This window comes from Crossiella sp. NPDC003009, from assembly GCF_053591555.1.
This window is the reverse complement of the sequence record NZ_JBSFUA010000003.1, coordinates 263,592-279,070: the sequence shown is the minus strand read 5'-3', so window position 1 is coordinate 279,070 and position 15,479 is coordinate 263,592. Positions and strand designations below refer to the sequence as shown.

At 71.7% G+C, this 15,479-nt stretch carries 15 protein-coding genes; 9 read left to right on the top strand and 6 right to left on the bottom strand.

The features are described 5' to 3' along the window. Positions 1 to 51: 51 nt before the first annotated feature. The 3 genes from ACWDY5_RS05410 (at position 52) to ACWDY5_RS05400 (ending at position 3,986) form a co-directional block, all read left to right on the top strand. A complete protein-coding gene (locus tag ACWDY5_RS05410; RefSeq protein ID WP_449721064.1) occupies positions 52 to 765 on the top strand; it encodes a dioxygenase family protein in 714 nt (237 codons plus the stop codon). Then, on the top strand, positions 762 to 1,823 hold the full coding sequence (locus tag ACWDY5_RS05405) for a hypothetical protein (RefSeq protein ID WP_449721063.1): 1,062 nt from the start codon (positions 762 to 764) through the stop codon (positions 1,821 to 1,823). The genes ACWDY5_RS05410 and ACWDY5_RS05405 overlap by 4 nt, the downstream gene beginning before the upstream one ends. A 63-nt stretch (positions 1,824 to 1,886) precedes the next feature. Continuing rightward, positions 1,887 to 3,986, top strand: coding sequence for an NB-ARC domain-containing protein (locus ACWDY5_RS05400; protein WP_449721062.1), 2,100 nt, complete (start codon positions 1,887 to 1,889; stop codon positions 3,984 to 3,986). Here the strand turns inward: ACWDY5_RS05400 and ACWDY5_RS05395 are convergent. Together ACWDY5_RS05395 and ACWDY5_RS05390 are read right to left on the bottom strand one after the other, a co-directional pair. Beyond that, positions 3,968 to 5,605 carry a hypothetical protein gene (locus ACWDY5_RS05395; protein ID WP_449721061.1) on the bottom strand — a complete coding sequence of 546 codons (1,638 nt, stop codon included), beginning with the start codon at positions 5,603 to 5,605 and terminating at the stop codon, positions 3,968 to 3,970. The two genes, ACWDY5_RS05400 and ACWDY5_RS05395, sit on opposite strands and share 19 nt — an antisense overlap. 11 nt (positions 5,606 to 5,616) lie before the next feature. Then, positions 5,617 to 5,964 carry a hypothetical protein gene (locus ACWDY5_RS05390; protein ID WP_449721060.1) on the bottom strand — a complete coding sequence of 116 codons (348 nt, stop codon included), beginning with the start codon at positions 5,962 to 5,964 and terminating at the stop codon, positions 5,617 to 5,619. A gap of 124 nt (positions 5,965 to 6,088) precedes the next feature. On the opposite strand from ACWDY5_RS05390, the gene ACWDY5_RS05385 reads away from it, so the two are divergent. Both ACWDY5_RS05385 and ACWDY5_RS05380 read left to right on the top strand, forming a co-directional pair. Continuing rightward, positions 6,089 to 7,624, top strand: coding sequence for a sensor histidine kinase (locus ACWDY5_RS05385; RefSeq protein WP_449721059.1), 1,536 nt, complete (start codon positions 6,089 to 6,091; stop codon positions 7,622 to 7,624). Next, entirely contained in the window at positions 7,621 to 8,280 is a 660-nt protein-coding gene (locus tag ACWDY5_RS05380) for a response regulator (protein ID WP_449721058.1), read from the top strand. The genes ACWDY5_RS05385 and ACWDY5_RS05380 overlap by 4 nt, the downstream gene beginning before the upstream one ends. On the opposite strand, the gene ACWDY5_RS05375 is transcribed toward ACWDY5_RS05380, so the two are convergent. The 3 genes from ACWDY5_RS05375 to ACWDY5_RS05365 form a co-directional block, all read right to left on the bottom strand. Beyond that, positions 8,247 to 8,843: a phosphatase PAP2 family protein gene (locus tag ACWDY5_RS05375; RefSeq protein ID WP_449721057.1), complete on the bottom strand. Its 597-nt coding sequence runs from the start codon at positions 8,841 to 8,843 to the stop codon at positions 8,247 to 8,249. The two genes, ACWDY5_RS05380 and ACWDY5_RS05375, sit on opposite strands and share 34 nt — an antisense overlap. Before the next feature lie 54 nt (positions 8,844 to 8,897). After that, positions 8,898 to 9,284, bottom strand: a complete 387-nt coding sequence (locus ACWDY5_RS05370; RefSeq protein ID WP_252483492.1) for a hypothetical protein — start codon at positions 9,282 to 9,284, stop codon at positions 8,898 to 8,900. Positions 9,285 to 9,626: 342 nt separating this feature from the next. Further along, positions 9,627 to 9,854 (bottom strand): hypothetical protein, encoded by a 228-nt coding sequence (locus ACWDY5_RS05365; RefSeq protein ID WP_449721056.1) that lies wholly within the window; start codon positions 9,852 to 9,854, stop codon positions 9,627 to 9,629. Between ACWDY5_RS05365 and ACWDY5_RS05360 the strand changes: the two genes are divergently transcribed. The 3 genes from ACWDY5_RS05360 (at position 9,841) to ACWDY5_RS05350 (ending at position 12,061) form a co-directional block, all read left to right on the top strand. Further along, positions 9,841 to 10,305 carry a hypothetical protein gene (locus ACWDY5_RS05360; RefSeq protein ID WP_449721055.1) on the top strand — a complete coding sequence of 155 codons (465 nt, stop codon included), beginning with the start codon at positions 9,841 to 9,843 and terminating at the stop codon, positions 10,303 to 10,305. The genes ACWDY5_RS05365 and ACWDY5_RS05360 overlap by 14 nt on opposite strands. Positions 10,306 to 10,307: 2 nt before the next feature. Then, entirely contained in the window at positions 10,308 to 10,910 is a 603-nt protein-coding gene (locus ACWDY5_RS05355; protein ID WP_449721054.1) for a class F sortase, read from the top strand. 158 nt (positions 10,911 to 11,068) lie between these two features. Further along, positions 11,069 to 12,061 carry a sigma-70 family RNA polymerase sigma factor gene (locus ACWDY5_RS05350; protein ID WP_449721053.1) on the top strand — a complete coding sequence of 331 codons (993 nt, stop codon included), beginning with the start codon at positions 11,069 to 11,071 and terminating at the stop codon, positions 12,059 to 12,061. 155 nt (positions 12,062 to 12,216) lie between these two features. Here ACWDY5_RS05350 and ACWDY5_RS05345 read toward each other — a convergent pair whose 3' ends face one another. Beyond that, positions 12,217 to 12,672, bottom strand: coding sequence for a hypothetical protein (locus tag ACWDY5_RS05345; RefSeq protein WP_449721052.1), 456 nt, complete (start codon positions 12,670 to 12,672; stop codon positions 12,217 to 12,219). Positions 12,673 to 12,764: 92 nt separating this feature from the next. Here ACWDY5_RS05345 and ACWDY5_RS05340 point away from each other — a divergent pair, with 92 nt between their 5' ends. Beyond that, on the top strand, positions 12,765 to 15,470 hold the full coding sequence (locus ACWDY5_RS05340; protein WP_449721051.1) for an NACHT domain-containing protein: 2,706 nt from the start codon (positions 12,765 to 12,767) through the stop codon (positions 15,468 to 15,470). The last annotated feature ends 9 nt before the right edge of the window (positions 15,471 to 15,479 follow it).

The following is a 15,479-nucleotide window of genomic DNA, read 5'->3' as shown; positions in this document are numbered from 1 at the left end:
CCCTCCCTCCGGCGGACCCCGGCCTCCGACGAGCTAGTTTAACTTTGAATCATGCGGCGCGATGACGCACCACCACCACAGGCAAGTTCCCGACGACGATTCATCCGCTCCGGCGCGCTCGGCATGACCGCGGCGGCGCTTGCCGCGGGCGGGGTGACCGCGAGCGGTGGGCAGGCCGTGGCGGCATTCGGCCAGCCGGTCCGCCCACCGGCGGACGGCTCACCGGCGCCGGTGACCCCGGCCTGCTCCGGCCGGGAGACCCCAGCGGCGATGGAGGGCCCGCTGTTCCGGCCCGAGTCGCCAGAGCGCACCGACTTCCGCACGCCGGCCATCACCGGGGTTTTCCTTTCCCTGCGCGGGATCGTCTACGACACCGGGTGCCGGCCGGTTCCCCGCGCGCTGCTGGAGTTCTGGCAGTGCGACCAGCACGGCGACTACGACGTCAGCGGGTTCTCGCTGCGCGGGCACCAGTACACCGGGGCCGACGGCGGCTACCGGCTGGAGACGATCATCCCCAGGGACTACTACGGCCGCTGGGGCCGCCGGGCCCCGCACATCCACACCCACGTGCAGGCGCCCGGCGGGCCGCTGCTGGTGACCCAGCTGTACTTCCCGGACAACACGGTCGCCTACGGGCGGGACTTCGCCGCGCTCAACGCCCAGGACGCGCTGATCAACCGGGCCTGCACGATCATGTTGAACGCCAACGGTTCCGGCGCTTACGGTGGCCGGTTCGACTTCGTGGTCAAGCGGACCGTGTCATGAGCGGGCGCTGGCTGGCCTCGACGCTGGCGGTGGTGGGCGTGCTGCTCGCGCCGACCGCCGGCGCGGACACGCTGAACTGGCAGGCGGTGCCGGTCCCGGTGGCCAAGGGCGACCTGAACGCGGTGGCCGCGCTCAGCGACACCCAGGCCTACGCGGTCGGCTACCGGCTGCGCAGCGACACCGTGGCGGACATGCTCGTGCTGCGCTGGGACGGCCGGGCCTGGACCCAGCACTCGACCCTGCCCGCGGAGAGCTTCCCGCAGGCGCTGGCGGTGCGCTCGGCCACCGACATGTGGGCCGCGGGCGCGGGCACCGCGCAGTGGAACGGGTCCAGCTGGGTCCGCCGTGCGCTGGCCACCGATCCAGGCGGCACGATGACCCCGGAAGCCCTTGCCCTGGCCGAGAACAACGCGGTCTGGGTGGCCGGCAAGGCGGTGCCGGGCGCGATCAAGAACGGCACCCCGGCGGTCCAGCGCTGGGACGGCACGGCCTGGCGGCGGCAGACCCTGCCCGCCCTCGGCAAGGGCGAGCTGAACGGCATCGTCTCCCTCGGCGCGGGCCAGGCCCTCGCGGTGGGCGCCCAGTTCGCCACCGCGAGCCAGCCGCAGCGCCCCCTGGTGCTGCGCCTGAACAACGGCCAGTGGCGCACCGAACCCGCGCCCCAGCTGGCCGGGCACAGCTGGCTGAGCGCGGTGACCAGCGTCAGTCCCACCGAAGCCTGGGCGGTCGGCGCCACCTCGGTCAACGGCGTCGAACAACCCCTCGCCCTGCGCTGGAACGGCTCCGCCTGGGCCGCCACCCAGGTCCCGCCGGTCCCGGACGGTCGCCTGCGCGCGGTCGGCCGCACCGCCGCCGGTGAGCTGCTGGCCGCCGGTGGCAAGGGCGCGGTCGCGGTGCTGCTCCGCTGGGACCCGGCCGCGAACGCCTGGCAGCGCCTGGCCGATCCGGGCATCGTGGCCAGGGCGTTCAGCACGGTGCCGGGGTCGAACGCGGTGTGGGCGGTCGGCATCAGCCGTCAGGGTGACCTGGTGCCGCAGACCAGGCACACCGTCCGCTGATCGCACTCGTCCCGCATCGCCAGGCCAGTAGCCTGACCCACGTCGACGACGGGGGAGCTGGCGATGCGGGACGAGCGGGCGGAGAACCACAACCAGGTCGACCGGGTGATGGGGGACCTGGTCCAGGTCGGGGTGGTGCACGGCGGGGTGCACCTGCACCACAGCGGGGCGGTGTCCCCGGCGCGGCGGCCCAGCCTGCCGAGCGGGCCGCGCGCCTTCGTCAACCAGGTCGGCCCGCTGGCCGCGCTGGACCGGCTGCTGGTGGACCGGCCCGAGGAGCACGAGCCGATCGTGGCCACGATCTCGGCTGGCCGGGGCTTCGGCAAGACCGCGCTGTGCCTGCACTGGGGGAACCAGCACGAATCGGAGTTCCCGGACGGCCGGATCCACGTCGGCTTCGGCGCCTGGACCGACCGCCCGCGCGGCACCGCGGAGGTGCTGGCCGAGGTGCTGGAGCAGCTGGGCTGCGCCAGGGCCGGTCAGCCGACCGAGCTGGGCGCGCTGTCCAGCCTGTTCCGCGAGCTGACCAGGGGCAAGGCCTACCTGCTGGTGCTCGACGACGTGGTGGCGCCCAACCAGGTCACCGCGCTGCTGCCCAGCCGCGGCCGGTCGATGGTGCTGGCCACCGGCTCGGACAACCTCCGCGCACTGGCCGTGCAGGGCGCGCACTCGATCGAGCTGGCGCCGCTGGAAGACGACATGGCCGAGCTGTTCCTCTCCCTCGCCGAACCGCTGGTACCGCTGATGGCGGAGCAGGCTGAGGCGGTGCGGGCCGTGCTCGACCGCTGCCACGGGGTGCCGGTGCTGCTGGACGCGGTGCGCGCGATGCTGCTGGTGACCCCCGGCCTGGACTTCCGGGAGCTGCTCGCCGAGCTGGACGCGGCCGGGCACGGCGTGACCTCGATGCGCACCTCCGGCGGCGAGCCGGTGGACCTGATCTTCGACGTGGTGGTCGGCAAGCTTGGCCCGGAAGCCGCGGCCTGCCACCGGTTCTACGGTCTGCACCCCGGGTTCGCCGCGCTGTCCGTCGGTGTGCTCGCCGCGGCCACCGGGTTGACCGAGGCCGAGGTGCGCAAGGGGATGCGTGAGCTCCTGGGGCTGCGTCTGGTGGAGCCGCCGACGGCGGACCGGTACGCGATGCACCCGTGGATCAGGTCGCACGCCGCCGGGTTGGTCCGGCGGTTCCCGGCCGGGGCGGACGACGAGATCCTGACCAGGACGGTCGACAGCTACCTGACCGTCGCCGCGTCCGTGGACCAGGCACTGTGCCCCAACCGCCCCTGGCGCGCGCGGATGTTCCCCGAACTGTCCACAGTGGATAGTGTTGGCCGGGAGAACGCCGAGAAGTGGCTGCTGGTCGAGGTCGAGAACCTGCGCGCGGTGGTGGAACTGGCTGAGGCGGCCGGTGAGCACGAGAAGGTGGTCCGGTTCGGCGTCCTGCTGTGGTCGCTGTTCCTGGCGCTGAAGCGGCATCCGGAGGCGCTGGCGGTGTTCCAGGCGGCCGCGCGGTCCGCGCAGGCGCTGCGGTCGCCGCTGGTGGAGAGCGTGCTGCGGACACAGATCGGGTTCGTGCACCGGCACTGCGAGGAGTTCGACGACGGCCAGCGCGCCTTCGACGCCGCGATCGCCCTGGCCAGGACGGCCGGGGACCTGGAGGCGCGGCTGAGCGCGAGCGAGGGCCTTGGCCTGATGCTGCTGGACCAGGGCCGGGTCCCGGAGGCGCTGGAGTTGTTGCGGGAGAACCTGGCCGGTGCCCGGCTGATCGAGGATCCGCGCCGGATCGCACTGGCCGAGCTGCACGACGCCAAGGCGGAACAGCCGGGTGTCGCGCAGGTGCTGCTCACGGCCGCCGAGGCGACGTTCCGCGGGCTGGGCGAGCAGGACAACGCGGCGAAAGTCCAGTTGTGGCAGGGAAAGAAGCTCATCGAGGCGGGACAGCTCGGTGACGCGGGCACTCCGCTGGCCGCGGCGCTGGACACCATGACCAGGCTGGAGCGGGACTTCGACCGCGGCGAGGTGCACGAGGCCCTGGCCGAGCTGGCCACCGCGCGGGGCGAGCACGACTCGGCCCAGCGGCACTACCGGGCCGCCGCCGACATCTATGCCGAGCTGGGCCTGGTGCGGCAGGTGCAGCGGGCGGTGGCCTACTTCCGGGTGGCCTGAACGGTCCGCCCGCCGACCTCGATGGTCAGCTCCGGCGGCAGGTCACCGGCCACCCGCAGCACCGAGGCGGCCAGCCTGCCGGTCAGCCCGTCGGCCAGGTACCGGAAGACGCGGCCGTCCCTGGTGCCCGCGAGCCAGCTGCTCGCATCCAGCGGACCCGCCGCGACCTGGCAGGACGGCAGCGCGGCCAGGGTCGCGGCCACCCACTCCGCGGTGACCGGGGTGTGCGTGTGCAGCACCACCTCGGCCAGGTCCAGCCAGGCGCGGTAGGGCTCGGTGGTGTCGGCGGCCAGGTGCGCGCCGGGCGGCATGACGGACTGCTGGCGCAGCAGCTCGGCCGGGTGGCGGGTGACGGTGGCCTTGGGCAGGTCGAGCTGCACCTGGACCAGTTGGGCGGCAACGGGTTCTGGAGCCGCCGGGGGCAGTGGCGGGGCGGCCAGGCGGGCCGGGGTGCCGGGTTCGGGCAGGTCGAGCAACTCGTAGAAAGCCTTGCGCAGCAACGGGGCTGACTCGCCGGGCACCGAGGTGGCGAGGCTGGTGACCTCGGCCGCGGCAACCGGGTCGTGGGTGGCGATGGCCTGGTCGACGCCTGCGCGGAGGTCGGCGGCCAGTCGTGGTGCGGTGGCGAGGAACCGGCCGACGGCGGAGTCCGGATCGACCGCGTGCGCCGGGGCAGTGGCCAGCAGCACCGGGCGGCCCAGGGCGGCGGCGTAGAAGCTCAGGCTGGAATGGTCGCCGATGACCAGGTCGGCGGCGATGGTGGCCGCGCGCCAGCCCTCCTCCGGCGGCAGCACGACCGCGCCCGCGCGGGTGCACTCGGCCAGCCAGCGGTGCAGCTGCCAGCGGGAATGCGCGTCCCAGACCGCGGGGTGCAGGGCGACCACGATCCGGTAGTCGTCCAGCGGGAGGGCTTCGAGCAGTCGGCGGATGAGCTGTGGATCGTTGCCGTACAAGGAGTCCGGGCCCCAGGTGGAGCAGACCAGGACGATCCGCTGGGTGTCCGTGGCACCCAGGGTGGCGCGGTAGCTGGGGCGCAGCGGCAGCCCGGCGAGCAGGCGGTCGAAACAGGGGTCGCCGGCGACCAGGGCACGCTCGGCGGCCTCGGGCACGGCGGCGGCCAGGCGGGTCAGCTGTTCCTCGTGCGAGAGCACGATCAGCGACGGGATGAGTTCACCATCGGAGAGCAGCCAGCGGGACGAAAGACCGAAAACCGATTTCCGATTTCCGATTTCCGATTTCCGATTTCCGGGCGAGTATTTATTGTAGCCCATTCCGTGCGGCACCACGACCAGGGGTGCCTGCAGATCCCGCAGGTCACCGCCGTAGCTGGCGGAGATCGCCAGGTCGAACTCCACCTGGATCGCCTGGCTCCACGGAATGACCGCCATCTCGCGTTCATGCAGCCATTCCTCGGTCCGCCCGGAGAACGGCGAGGAACCGGGACAGGTGAACACCACCTGCACCCGGGGATCGTCGGCGACCAGTGGCAGCAGGTCCAGCAGGCGGGTGGCCGCGGTCAGGTTGTGCACCACCGCCAGCACCGTGTGCTCGGTCCGCACCGTCGTCCACTGTGGACTGTGCGGCCCGATCGGCACCTTCACCCACCGCTGTCCAGGCACGAGCGGTGATCTTACGAGGTGAACCGCACTCCGCCGTGGATGTCCCTGGCCTGCACCACGTTGCCGGTCACGGTGCCGGAGATGTGGTTGGTCACGCCGTCGGTCTCGGCGTGCTGGGCGGCGTTCGCCCACTCCGCGCGCAGCCGTTCGCCGAACTCCGGGTCGGCCGCCTCGGCGCTGGCCAGCACCGCGGTGAGCTTGCGCACCTGCCGGGAGTCCGCCGCCTCGCCCTCGGCCGCGACCAGCGCCTTGGTCGCCGTCCGGTCGTCGGTGAACCGGGTTTGGACCAGCTCGTACAGGCCGGTGTGGCGGCGGCTGGCCAGTGCGGCGGCGATGGTGGCGAGGACTGGTTCCGGCATGGTTCCCCCTGCCCAGGCGACTGCGGTCGGTGTTGATGCTGGCACAGCGCGTGTTCGCGATGCCAGTGCCACCGTTGACTTTCGGCAGTACCGGGGCACTGCGCTGCTGCGTAGCCTCGCGCAGGTGCGCTCCCGCTGGACCCCGACCACGCTGACCCTTGACCTGGCGCTGTGGCTGACCTTCGGCATGGTCGCGGTGGGCGGTAGCCAGGTGCCCAAGGCGAGTCCGTGGTTCTGGCCGACCGTGGCCGGGGTGGTGCTGCTCACCCTGGTGGCGGTGTTCGTCAGCCGGATCAGCCCCGCGCTCGGCCTGGCGCTGGCCATGTTCGGCGCCGCCTGGCTGCTCACCTTCGTCTTCCTGCTCGCCCTGCTCAGCTTCCTGGCCGGTCGCCGCCCGGACCGCGGCCCGCCTGCCTTGCTCTGGCTGGCCGGCGTGGTCGTGGCCGGCGCGCTGTGGCTGACCCTGGCCAGCCAGCCGGTCGGCGAGCTGGTCACCGGCGTGTTCGTGCTGCTGCTCGCGGTGATCTTCCCGGTGCTGGCCGGGCGCTGCTGGCGGCTCTACCAGGACCTGGTGTCCGCAGGCTGGCGGCGGGCGGAGCAGCTGGAGAGCCAGCAGCTGATCCTGGCCGACCGGGCCAGGCTGCGGGAGCGGGCGCGGATCGCCCAGGACATGCACGACTCGCTCGGCCACGAACTGAGCCTGATCGCGCTGCGGGCCGGCGCCCTGGAGATCGCGCCCGACCTCAGCGAACGCCACCGCGGCTCGGCGGGGGAGCTGCGCGCCACCGCCACCGCGGCCACCGAGTCGCTGCGCGACATCATCGGCGTGCTGCGCGATGAGACTGACCCGGTGCCGCTGGAACCGGTCGGCGAGCAGGCCGCCGAGCTCATCGAGCGCGCCCGCGCCTCCGGCATGGCCATCGACCTGGTGGTCACCGGCGCGGCGACCCTGCCGCCGATGGTGGACCGCGCGCTGTACCGGGTGGTGCAGGAGGCGCTGACCAACGCCACCAAGCACGCGCCGGGCGCGCTGGTCACGGTGCGGATCGAGCACGGCGACGGCGAGACCGCGGTGACCGTGACCAACGAGCAGCCGCGGCAGCCCGGCAACGGCCTGGCCTCCGGGCAGCGCGGCCTGCTCGGACTGCGGGAACGGGTCCGGCTGCTCGGCGGCAGCCTGACCGCCGGTCCGCACCAGGGCGGGTTCCGGGTCGCCGCCCGGCTGCCGCACCAGAGCAGGTCCGTTGCGCCGCAACCGGAAGCGGCCGAGCGCTCGGAGTCGGCGAGTCAGCTGGCCAGGGCGCAGCGCCGGGTGTGGCGGGGCCTGCTGGCCGCGGTGTTCATCCCGGTCGGCGCGGGCATCGTGCTCTGTCTCGGCGTGCTCGGCGTCTACCTTTTCGTCACGGTCAACTCGGTGCTCAAGCCGGAGCCGTTCGACCAGCTGCGGATCGGCCAGACCAGGGCGGAGCTGGCGGAGGCGCTGCCGCGCTACGAGATGGCCGACCCGCCGTCGGAGCGCGGCCTGCAACCGGAGCCCGGGGTGCGCTGCGCGTACTACCGTTCCTCGACCGGGGTGTTCAACCAGGTCGACGTGCACCAGCTGTGCTTCGCGGGCGAGGTGCTGATCTACAAGTACGTGATTGCACGGGGGCTGCGGTGATCCGAGTGGTGCTGGCCGACGACGAGGCGGTGATCCGGGCCGGCGTCCGGGCCATCCTGGCCGTGGACACCGAGATCGAGGTGGTCGGCGAGGCCGCGGACGGCCACCAGGCCATCGAGCGGGTCCGCGAGCTGCGGCCGGACGTGGTGCTGCTGGACATCCGGATGCCCAAGCTGGACGGGCTGGCCGCGGCCGCGGAGATCCGCCGCCTGGCGCCGCGGACCGCGGTGGTCATGCTCACCACCTTCTCCGAGGACGCCTACATCGCCCGCGCACTCGGTGACGGCGCCAGCGGTTTCCTGCTCAAGGCCGGTGATCCACGGGAGCTGATCGCCGGGGTGCGCGCGGTGGCCGAGGGAGCCGCCTACCTCTCGCCCAAGGTCGCGCACCGGGTGCTCACCGAGCTCAGCGGCGGCCTGATGGCCCGCGGCGCGGCCGCGCGGGAGCAGACCGGCCGCCTCACCGAGCGGGAGCGGGAGGTGCTCGCCTTCGTCGGCGGTGGCCTGTCCAACGCGGAGATCGCCCGCCGCCTGCACCTGGTCGAGGGCACCGTGAAGGCCTACGTCAGCACCATCCTGAGCAGGCTCGGCGTGCGCAACCGGGTGCAGGCGGCGATCCTGGCCTACGAGGCCGGGCTGGTCCGCGGCCTGGACTGAAGCCGCCGCGCCAGCACCGGCGCGAGCACCCGCACGACCAGCGCGACCAGTGCGGGCGCCAGCAGCGCGCCGAGCAGGAACCCGGCCAGCACGTCGTGCGGGTAGTGCACGCCGAGGAACACCCGGGAACCGGCCATCAGCACGGCCAGCGGCAGTAGCCACCAGGCGGTGCGCCGCCAGACGAAGGCCAGCGCGAAGGCCGAACCGGCGGCCAGCGTGGCGTGGTTGCTGGGGAAGGACCAGTCGCCGACCTCGGGGCAGTGCGTGATGGCCGCCGCCCCGGCCACCGCGCGGCAGGGCCGTTCCTCTTGCAGGACAAGCTTGAGCGCCTCGGAGACCGCATAACCGCCGACCACCGCCAGCGGCACGGCCAGCGCGGTGGCCAGGGTCAGGGGCGCGCGGTCGCGGGCCCGCCAGAACAGGACCAGGAAGAAGGCGCCGAAGACGAACAGTCCGGCGTCGGTGCCGAACTCCACCAGCGAGCGCACCCATTCCGGGCTGCTCGCGGCGAATCCGGTGACCGCGCGGTAGAGGTCGATGCTCACATCAGGGATCAGGGACACTCAAGGAAAGCTAGGCAGGGCGCCCCACCGTCCACAGTGCTCGATCGGCAGCGGCTACCCCTGACTTTCGTCAGGTCGGCGGGCCCGCGCCGGGCGCACCCACGGGGTCGGTTCCGGCCAGTTCGGCACCAGCGCCACGGTGAGGCCGGCCAGCGTGGCCAGTGCGATCAGCCAGGCCGTGTGGCCCTCGCCGAGCGCAAGCATCCGGGCCCCGGTGAAGAACACCACCACCCCGGCCACCTTCGCCACGTTGGGCTCGTGCCGCAGCACGTAGAGGAACAGGCTGAACGCGAGCAGGGCCAGGTACTGCAGCGCGCTGTCGCCGTGTTCGCCGAGCGCGAGGGTGAAGACCTGGAGGCCCAGCAGGAAGTAGGCGAAGGCCCAAGCCCGGCTGATCCGGCCGCGGGTCCGCCTGGCCCGGCGGGTCACCCGCTCACTCACCGTACGATCTTGTTGCGCCAGACCGGACCTCATGGTCTCGGCTACCCGTCCCGCGAGGTTCTACGCGCATCTTCAGCGCACGCTCAGCAGCCGCGCCTAAGCTGATCTTCGCCGGTCGCGGTGAGTGAGGACGCCGCGGCCGGACCACCGCTCGTGGCCGGGCGTCTGCGACAACGTGTATCGGTTGCTCGAGCCCAGTCGTTACGCCCCTTTTGGGTGGCTTTTCTCACGCCGTGTGGATTCCCTCCGCAGCCGCCTTTTCGGGCAAGCTCTGCCCATCCCAACCGGACTCACCCGGGGGGACTGGGATCGCGCCCGAGCGCGCGTACACATTTTGGGGAATCACGTGCAGAAGTCCTTGGGTCTGCTGACCCGTGCCGTCGCGACCGCTGCCGCACTCGCGGTGATCGCCGCGCCGATGGCACTGGCGCAGACCACCTCCAGCACCACCACGCCTACGACGAGCAACCCGGTCAGCAGCACCACCGCGCCGACCACCACGCCGTCCACCTCCAGCGCGGTGCCGACGACCACGCCGTCGACCACCACGAACCCGGTGACCAGCAGCACCAGCCCGCGGCCGACCACCTCGATCCGGCCGACCACCTCGACCAGCGAGCAGCCGGACCCGGGCGGCAAGCCGTGGCAGGACCAGATCTTCGGTCTGGCCTCCAACCCGAACGACCCGACCCAGGCCGCGATCATCATCGGTTGCGCCGCCGGTAAGCCGACCGACATCAGCTCGGTCGCGCTCACCATCGACGAGGCCATCCAGAGCGAGGTCGACCCGCGCGTCTACGTCGCGCTGGCCCGCCTCAAGGACGGCGTCGCGCTGGGCGAGTACCAGGTCACCGCCAAGTGCGGTGGCAAGACCCTCAGCTTCACCTTCCGGGTGATCGGCGACGAGCAGTCCGGTGGCAAGACCCCGGTGCTGGGCAAGCCGGGCAAGGGCAAGAAGAACTCGCAGATCGGCTTCACCCCGCGGGGCGGCGTGGAGACCGGCGTCGGCGGCACCGCCTGAGCATGTCGACGACCAAGCGCAGTGGTGGCCGCGGTTTCGCGGCCACCGTCCTGCTCGCCACCGCACTGCTGGTGAGCGCGTGCGGCGGTGGCGGCGAGCCCGCCCCGCCGCAGACTTCCGCGCCGCAGACCAGCGCAGCGGCCTCGGCCGAGACCAAGCTCAAGCCGACGGACGTGCGCATCCCGAAGATCGGCGCGCAGTCCTCGCTGATCAGCACCGCGATCAACCCGGACGGGTCGCTCGAGGTGCCCAAGGCGGACAAGCCCATGCAGGCCGCCTGGTACCGGATGAGCCCGGTGCCGGGGGACAAGGGCCCGGCGATCATCCTCGGCCACGTGGACGGCAACAAGCAGCCCGGCATCTTCTTCAAGCTGCACGAGCTGGCCGTCGGCGACGAGGTGTTCGTCAAGCGCAGCGACGGCAAGGAGGTGAAGTTCGTGGTCACCGCCAGGGAGCAGAAGCCCAAGAACGAGTTCCCGACCGAGGCGGTGTACGGCGACAGCCCCGACCCGATCCTGCGGTTGATCACCTGTGGCGGCGCCTTCGACAAGGCCGCGCACAGCTACCAGGACAACGTGATCGTCTCGGCCAAGCTGGCCGCCTGAGCCGATCGCGCGGCACGGGCCCGGTGCGGAAGTTCGCACCGGGCCCGAACTGCGTACCGGAAGAACTCAGCACTAAGGCCGTATAACGACGCTGGCTGGTCCGCACGGCCATGTGTCACGATCGTGCTCCGAATCCGCGCCGACCTGGGGGCTTGTGCATGGACCAGGAGCGACTTGCCGCCGCCGCCCAGCGGGCGCTGGTGCGCGTCCGCGCGGCAGGCGCCAGCAAGGAACAGGCCGAGGACTGCGTGCAGGACGCGGTGGTCGATCTGCTGGCCAGTGCGCACACCGCGCCGGTCGACCGGCCGGAGGCCTGGCTGACCACGGTCTCCCGGCGCCGGTTCGTCGACCAGCTGCGCCGCCGCAGGCGAGAGCAGACCGCGCTGGCCCGCAGTGACGCCCAGCTCGCGGTGTTCGGCGCCGACCCGTCCGAGGCGGTGGCCGACCGCGACCAGGCCCGCTGGATGGCCGCCGCGCTGGACGAGCTGCCCGAGACCACCCGCGAGGTGGTGGCCATGGCGGGCGCGGGCGTGCCGCCCACGGAGATCGCCACCGAGCTGGGCCTGAGCAACCGCTCGGTCGAGTCGCACCTGACCAGGGCGCGCAGGTTGCTGCGCCGCCTGGCCGCGGCCGCGGTGCTGCCGCTGGGCGCCGGCCTGGCCGGGATCTGGCGCTGGCTGGGCGCGGGCAACCTGGCCGGGGCCAAGGTCGCGCTGGCCGCGGTGTCGGTCCCGCTGGCCCTGGGCTCGCTGGCCGTGCTGCCTCCGCTGCCGGGCCCGGAGTTCAGCCCCGAACCGCCGCCGCTGGCCCTGGTCGAGGTGCCGCAGGAGACCCCGCAGCCGGTGCCGCCGCCGGCGCAGGGCAACACCCAGGTGGACCCGCCCGCCTCGGACACCCGCCAGCCCGGCTCGCCCGGCCGGTCCGGCTCCGAGGGCAACGCCAAATCCGGCCCGCCCGCGCACGGCAAGGGCAAGGACGGCAACGGCAACGGCAAGGACCGGGGTCGCAAACCAGCTGACCCAGGACAAAATTTCCAAAGTTCTGGCTGGTCAGGGCAGAGGTCTGGCCAGGCCGGGAAAAATCGACAAGATCTTTTTGCGGGTCCGGGCGGTCCCGCGCGACAACACAGTGGTGGACGCAGCAGGCATTGACCGCGCCGCGCAGCACACGCGGTGGTGTCCACCAGCACCGGAGGAAGTTCTGGTTGAGGTTCACGCGCTGCCCTGGCCAGTGGGAATCCGGTGTCGAGGTCACGGTGGGGTCGGTGTCAGGGCCCCGATCCCGACTCCACCGTGACCTTCCCCTGCTAGCCGACCGTGATCGAGATCGCCGAGGACACCGCGGTGCTCACGTCGATGTCCGGGCCCTTGGCCTGCACCCGCAGCGTCAGCGAGGTCTGCACCAGCAGTGACAGGCTGAACGTGCCGTTGGGGCGGCAGTCGCTCCAGCCGCCGACGTTCCCCCACACCCCGGCGCTGGTCCACTGCTGGAGAATCACCGAGCCGAGCAGCGCCGCGGAGCGGGCGCCCGCCAGCTCCTCCAGCGAGCCGTCGATCTTGACCTCGTCGCCCTTCTTGACCTTCTTCTTGTTCGCCTTCGCGTTGACCTTGACCTTCTTCTTGCCCTGCTCGACCACCGTCGAACCGGAATCGGCGGCCGAGGCGGCCGCGACCGGGGCAACCGCCAGCGCCCCGAGGGCCACCAGCAGCGCCATCACAACTCGGAGGAACCGGGTCCGCAACACCGGCAGGTTGTTGTTCATAACCTGAACCAGAACCAACTACTGGCCAGAACGCCAGGTGAAAGTCCACAATGGACCTTGTCGGATGACTAGCGTGCCTGCTCAGGTGTTGAATGAGCCAGGTGTTGCTCGAAGCCGCCCTGCTCAAGCTCGGCACCGCCGCCGTGCGCACCGCCACCAAGCTGTGGCTGGCCGATGACAAGGTCGCCGCCGAGGTGGGCGCCAGCGCGGTGGACCTGGTGTCCGAGCGGTTCGGCAACCAGCGCGACAAACGCCGCTTCGCCCGGATGCTGGACACCTTCGCCGAGGCCGTGGTGGACCGGCTGGAACCCGTCATCGAGGCCGAGTTCGCCGCCCTGCCCGAGCACGAGCGCGCCGCCGCCGTGCAGGCGGTCCAGGACACCTTCGAGCAAGCCGCGCTGGTAGACAAGGACCTCTTCGCCGCCGACCTGGACGCCCGCCACCTGGACCGCGCCCTGCGCCGCCAGGCCCCCGGCCACGCCCGCCTGCTCTCCACCGACGCCGAGGCCCTCTACGACCTGCTGCTGCGCGAGTCCTGCGGCTACGTCATCGAGATCGCCCGCGGCCTGCCTGGCTTCAGCGCCGCCGCGCTGACCGAGCTGCTGCGCAGGGACACCGAGATCATCAACGGCATCCGCGAGGTGCTGGCCCGGCTGCCGCCGCGGGACCGCAGCGCCGGTTTCGACTACGACTACCGCCAGCAGGCTGCCCGCAAGCTGGACCACATCGAGCTCTTCGGCGTCACCCTGGACGACGCGAGCAGGCGCTACCCGCTCAGCGTGGCCTACATCAGCCTCACCGCGGACACCGGGCACGGCCGCCCGGAACGCATCGAGGACCTGCTGGCCAGGAGCAGCAAGCTGTTCATCCGCGGCGAGGCGGGCCTCGGCAAGACCACGCTGCTGCACTGGATCGCGGTGCGCAGCGCCCGCCGCGACTTCCCGCCCGCGCTGGCCGCGTGGAACGACACCATCCCGTTCTTCGTCCCGCTGCGCCGCTACGCCGACCGCGACCTGCCCCGCCCTGAGCAGTTCCTGGACGAGGTCGGCCGCCACATCGCCGACGAGATGCCCAAGGGCTGGGTGCAGCAACACCTGCGCGGCGGCCACGCGGTGGTCCTCATCGACGGCGTGGACGAGCTGGCCCCGGCCCGCCGCGAGGAGGCCCGCGACTGGCTGCGCTACCTCACCCTGAGCTTCCCCAAGGCCCGCTGGGTCATCACCTCCCGCCCCGGCGCCGCCCAACCGGACTGGCTGGCCACCGACGGCTTCCTCAGCCTCGACCTGCAACCCATGACGCCACCGGACGTGCGCACCTTCATCCAGCGCTGGCACACCGCCATGCAGTCGCTGTGCGCCGACGAGGAGGCCAAGGCGCAGCTCGAGTCCTACCACCAGAACCTGCGCACCCAGCTGGACACCCGCAACCACCTCCGCCGCCTGGCGGGCTATCCCCTGCTGTGCGCCCTGTTATGCGCGCTGCATAAAGACCGCCGCGCCGCGCTGCCGGACAACCGGATGGAGCTGTACGAGGTCGCCCTGCACATGCTGCTGGAACGCCGCGACGCCGAACGCCGCATTCCCGCCCCGGCCGGCCTGAACCGCACCGAGAAAACCTTGCTGTTGGGCGACTTGGCCTACTGGCTGATCCGCAACGAGCGCAGCGACATCGAAACCGAACGCGCCATCGAGCAGCTGGGTCGTCGCCTGCGATCAATGGCACAGGTCCAGGCCGAGCCGGAAGAGGTGTACCGGCACCTGCTGATCCGCTCGGGCTTGCTGCGCGAACCGGTGGAAGGCCGGACCGACTTCGTGCACCGGACCTTCCAGGAATACCTGGCCGCGCGTTCGGCGATGCAGGACTTCGACGACGTGGAGGTGCTGCTGAAGAACGCGGCCAGCTGGCACGAGGTCTTTGTACTGGCGGTCGGCCACGCCTCCAGCCGCCAGCGCGAAGCCCTGCTCTCCGGCCTGACCAAAGTCCAGGGCAAGCGCAACCTCCAGTTACTCGCGCTGGCCTGCCTGGAAACCGCGCCGGACCTGAATGCCGAGCTCCGCGCCCAAATCCAGCGCCAGGCGGCCGATCTGGTGCCGCCCAAGTCCCGCACCCAGGCGCGGGTCTTCGCCTCCGCCGGTGCCTTTGCCCTCGATCTGCTCGCAAGCGCCAATCCCCGTACGGAACGGGAAGTGGTGACCACCATCAGGGCGATGGCGGAGACCGGGCTGGCCGAGGCGATACCGCTGCTGGGCAAGTTCGCCGCAGACAAACGAGAGGAGGTCCAGGAAGAACTTCTGCTGATGTGGGACCGGTTCGACCGGGACGAGTACGCCCGCAGTGTCCTTGCCGAATACGCGGGTGAGCTGACCGTCGAGGGAGTCGACCCGTCAGTGCGCCACCTGCGCGGACTCCGGAACCTGACCGTCGACTATGGTTTTGATCTGCATGATGTGCCGCCTGGAGTGCGTCAGCTCGACGTCTTCAGTGCCACGGATCTGGGCGGGCTCCCGCCGTTGCCCAAGCTGAAAAACCTTGCGCTGCTCGACATCGAGGATGTCAGTGATCTGTCCATGCTCAGGTCCGCGCCCCGGCTGCAAAAAATCCTGATCGTGCCACTCGAGCCGTTGGTGAACCTCGATGTCACTTCGCTCCGGGAGCTGAAGGCCCTGCGCCACTTGAACATCGTCTGCGCCAATCCGACCATCCTCGGTCCGCTGCGGGAGCGCCCTGAGCTAGAGATCGTCTGGCGACCCCAAAACGGCAGTCGCCCCGCGGTCCTGAGAGGTCCGCGGGGCGACTGAGCAAAACCG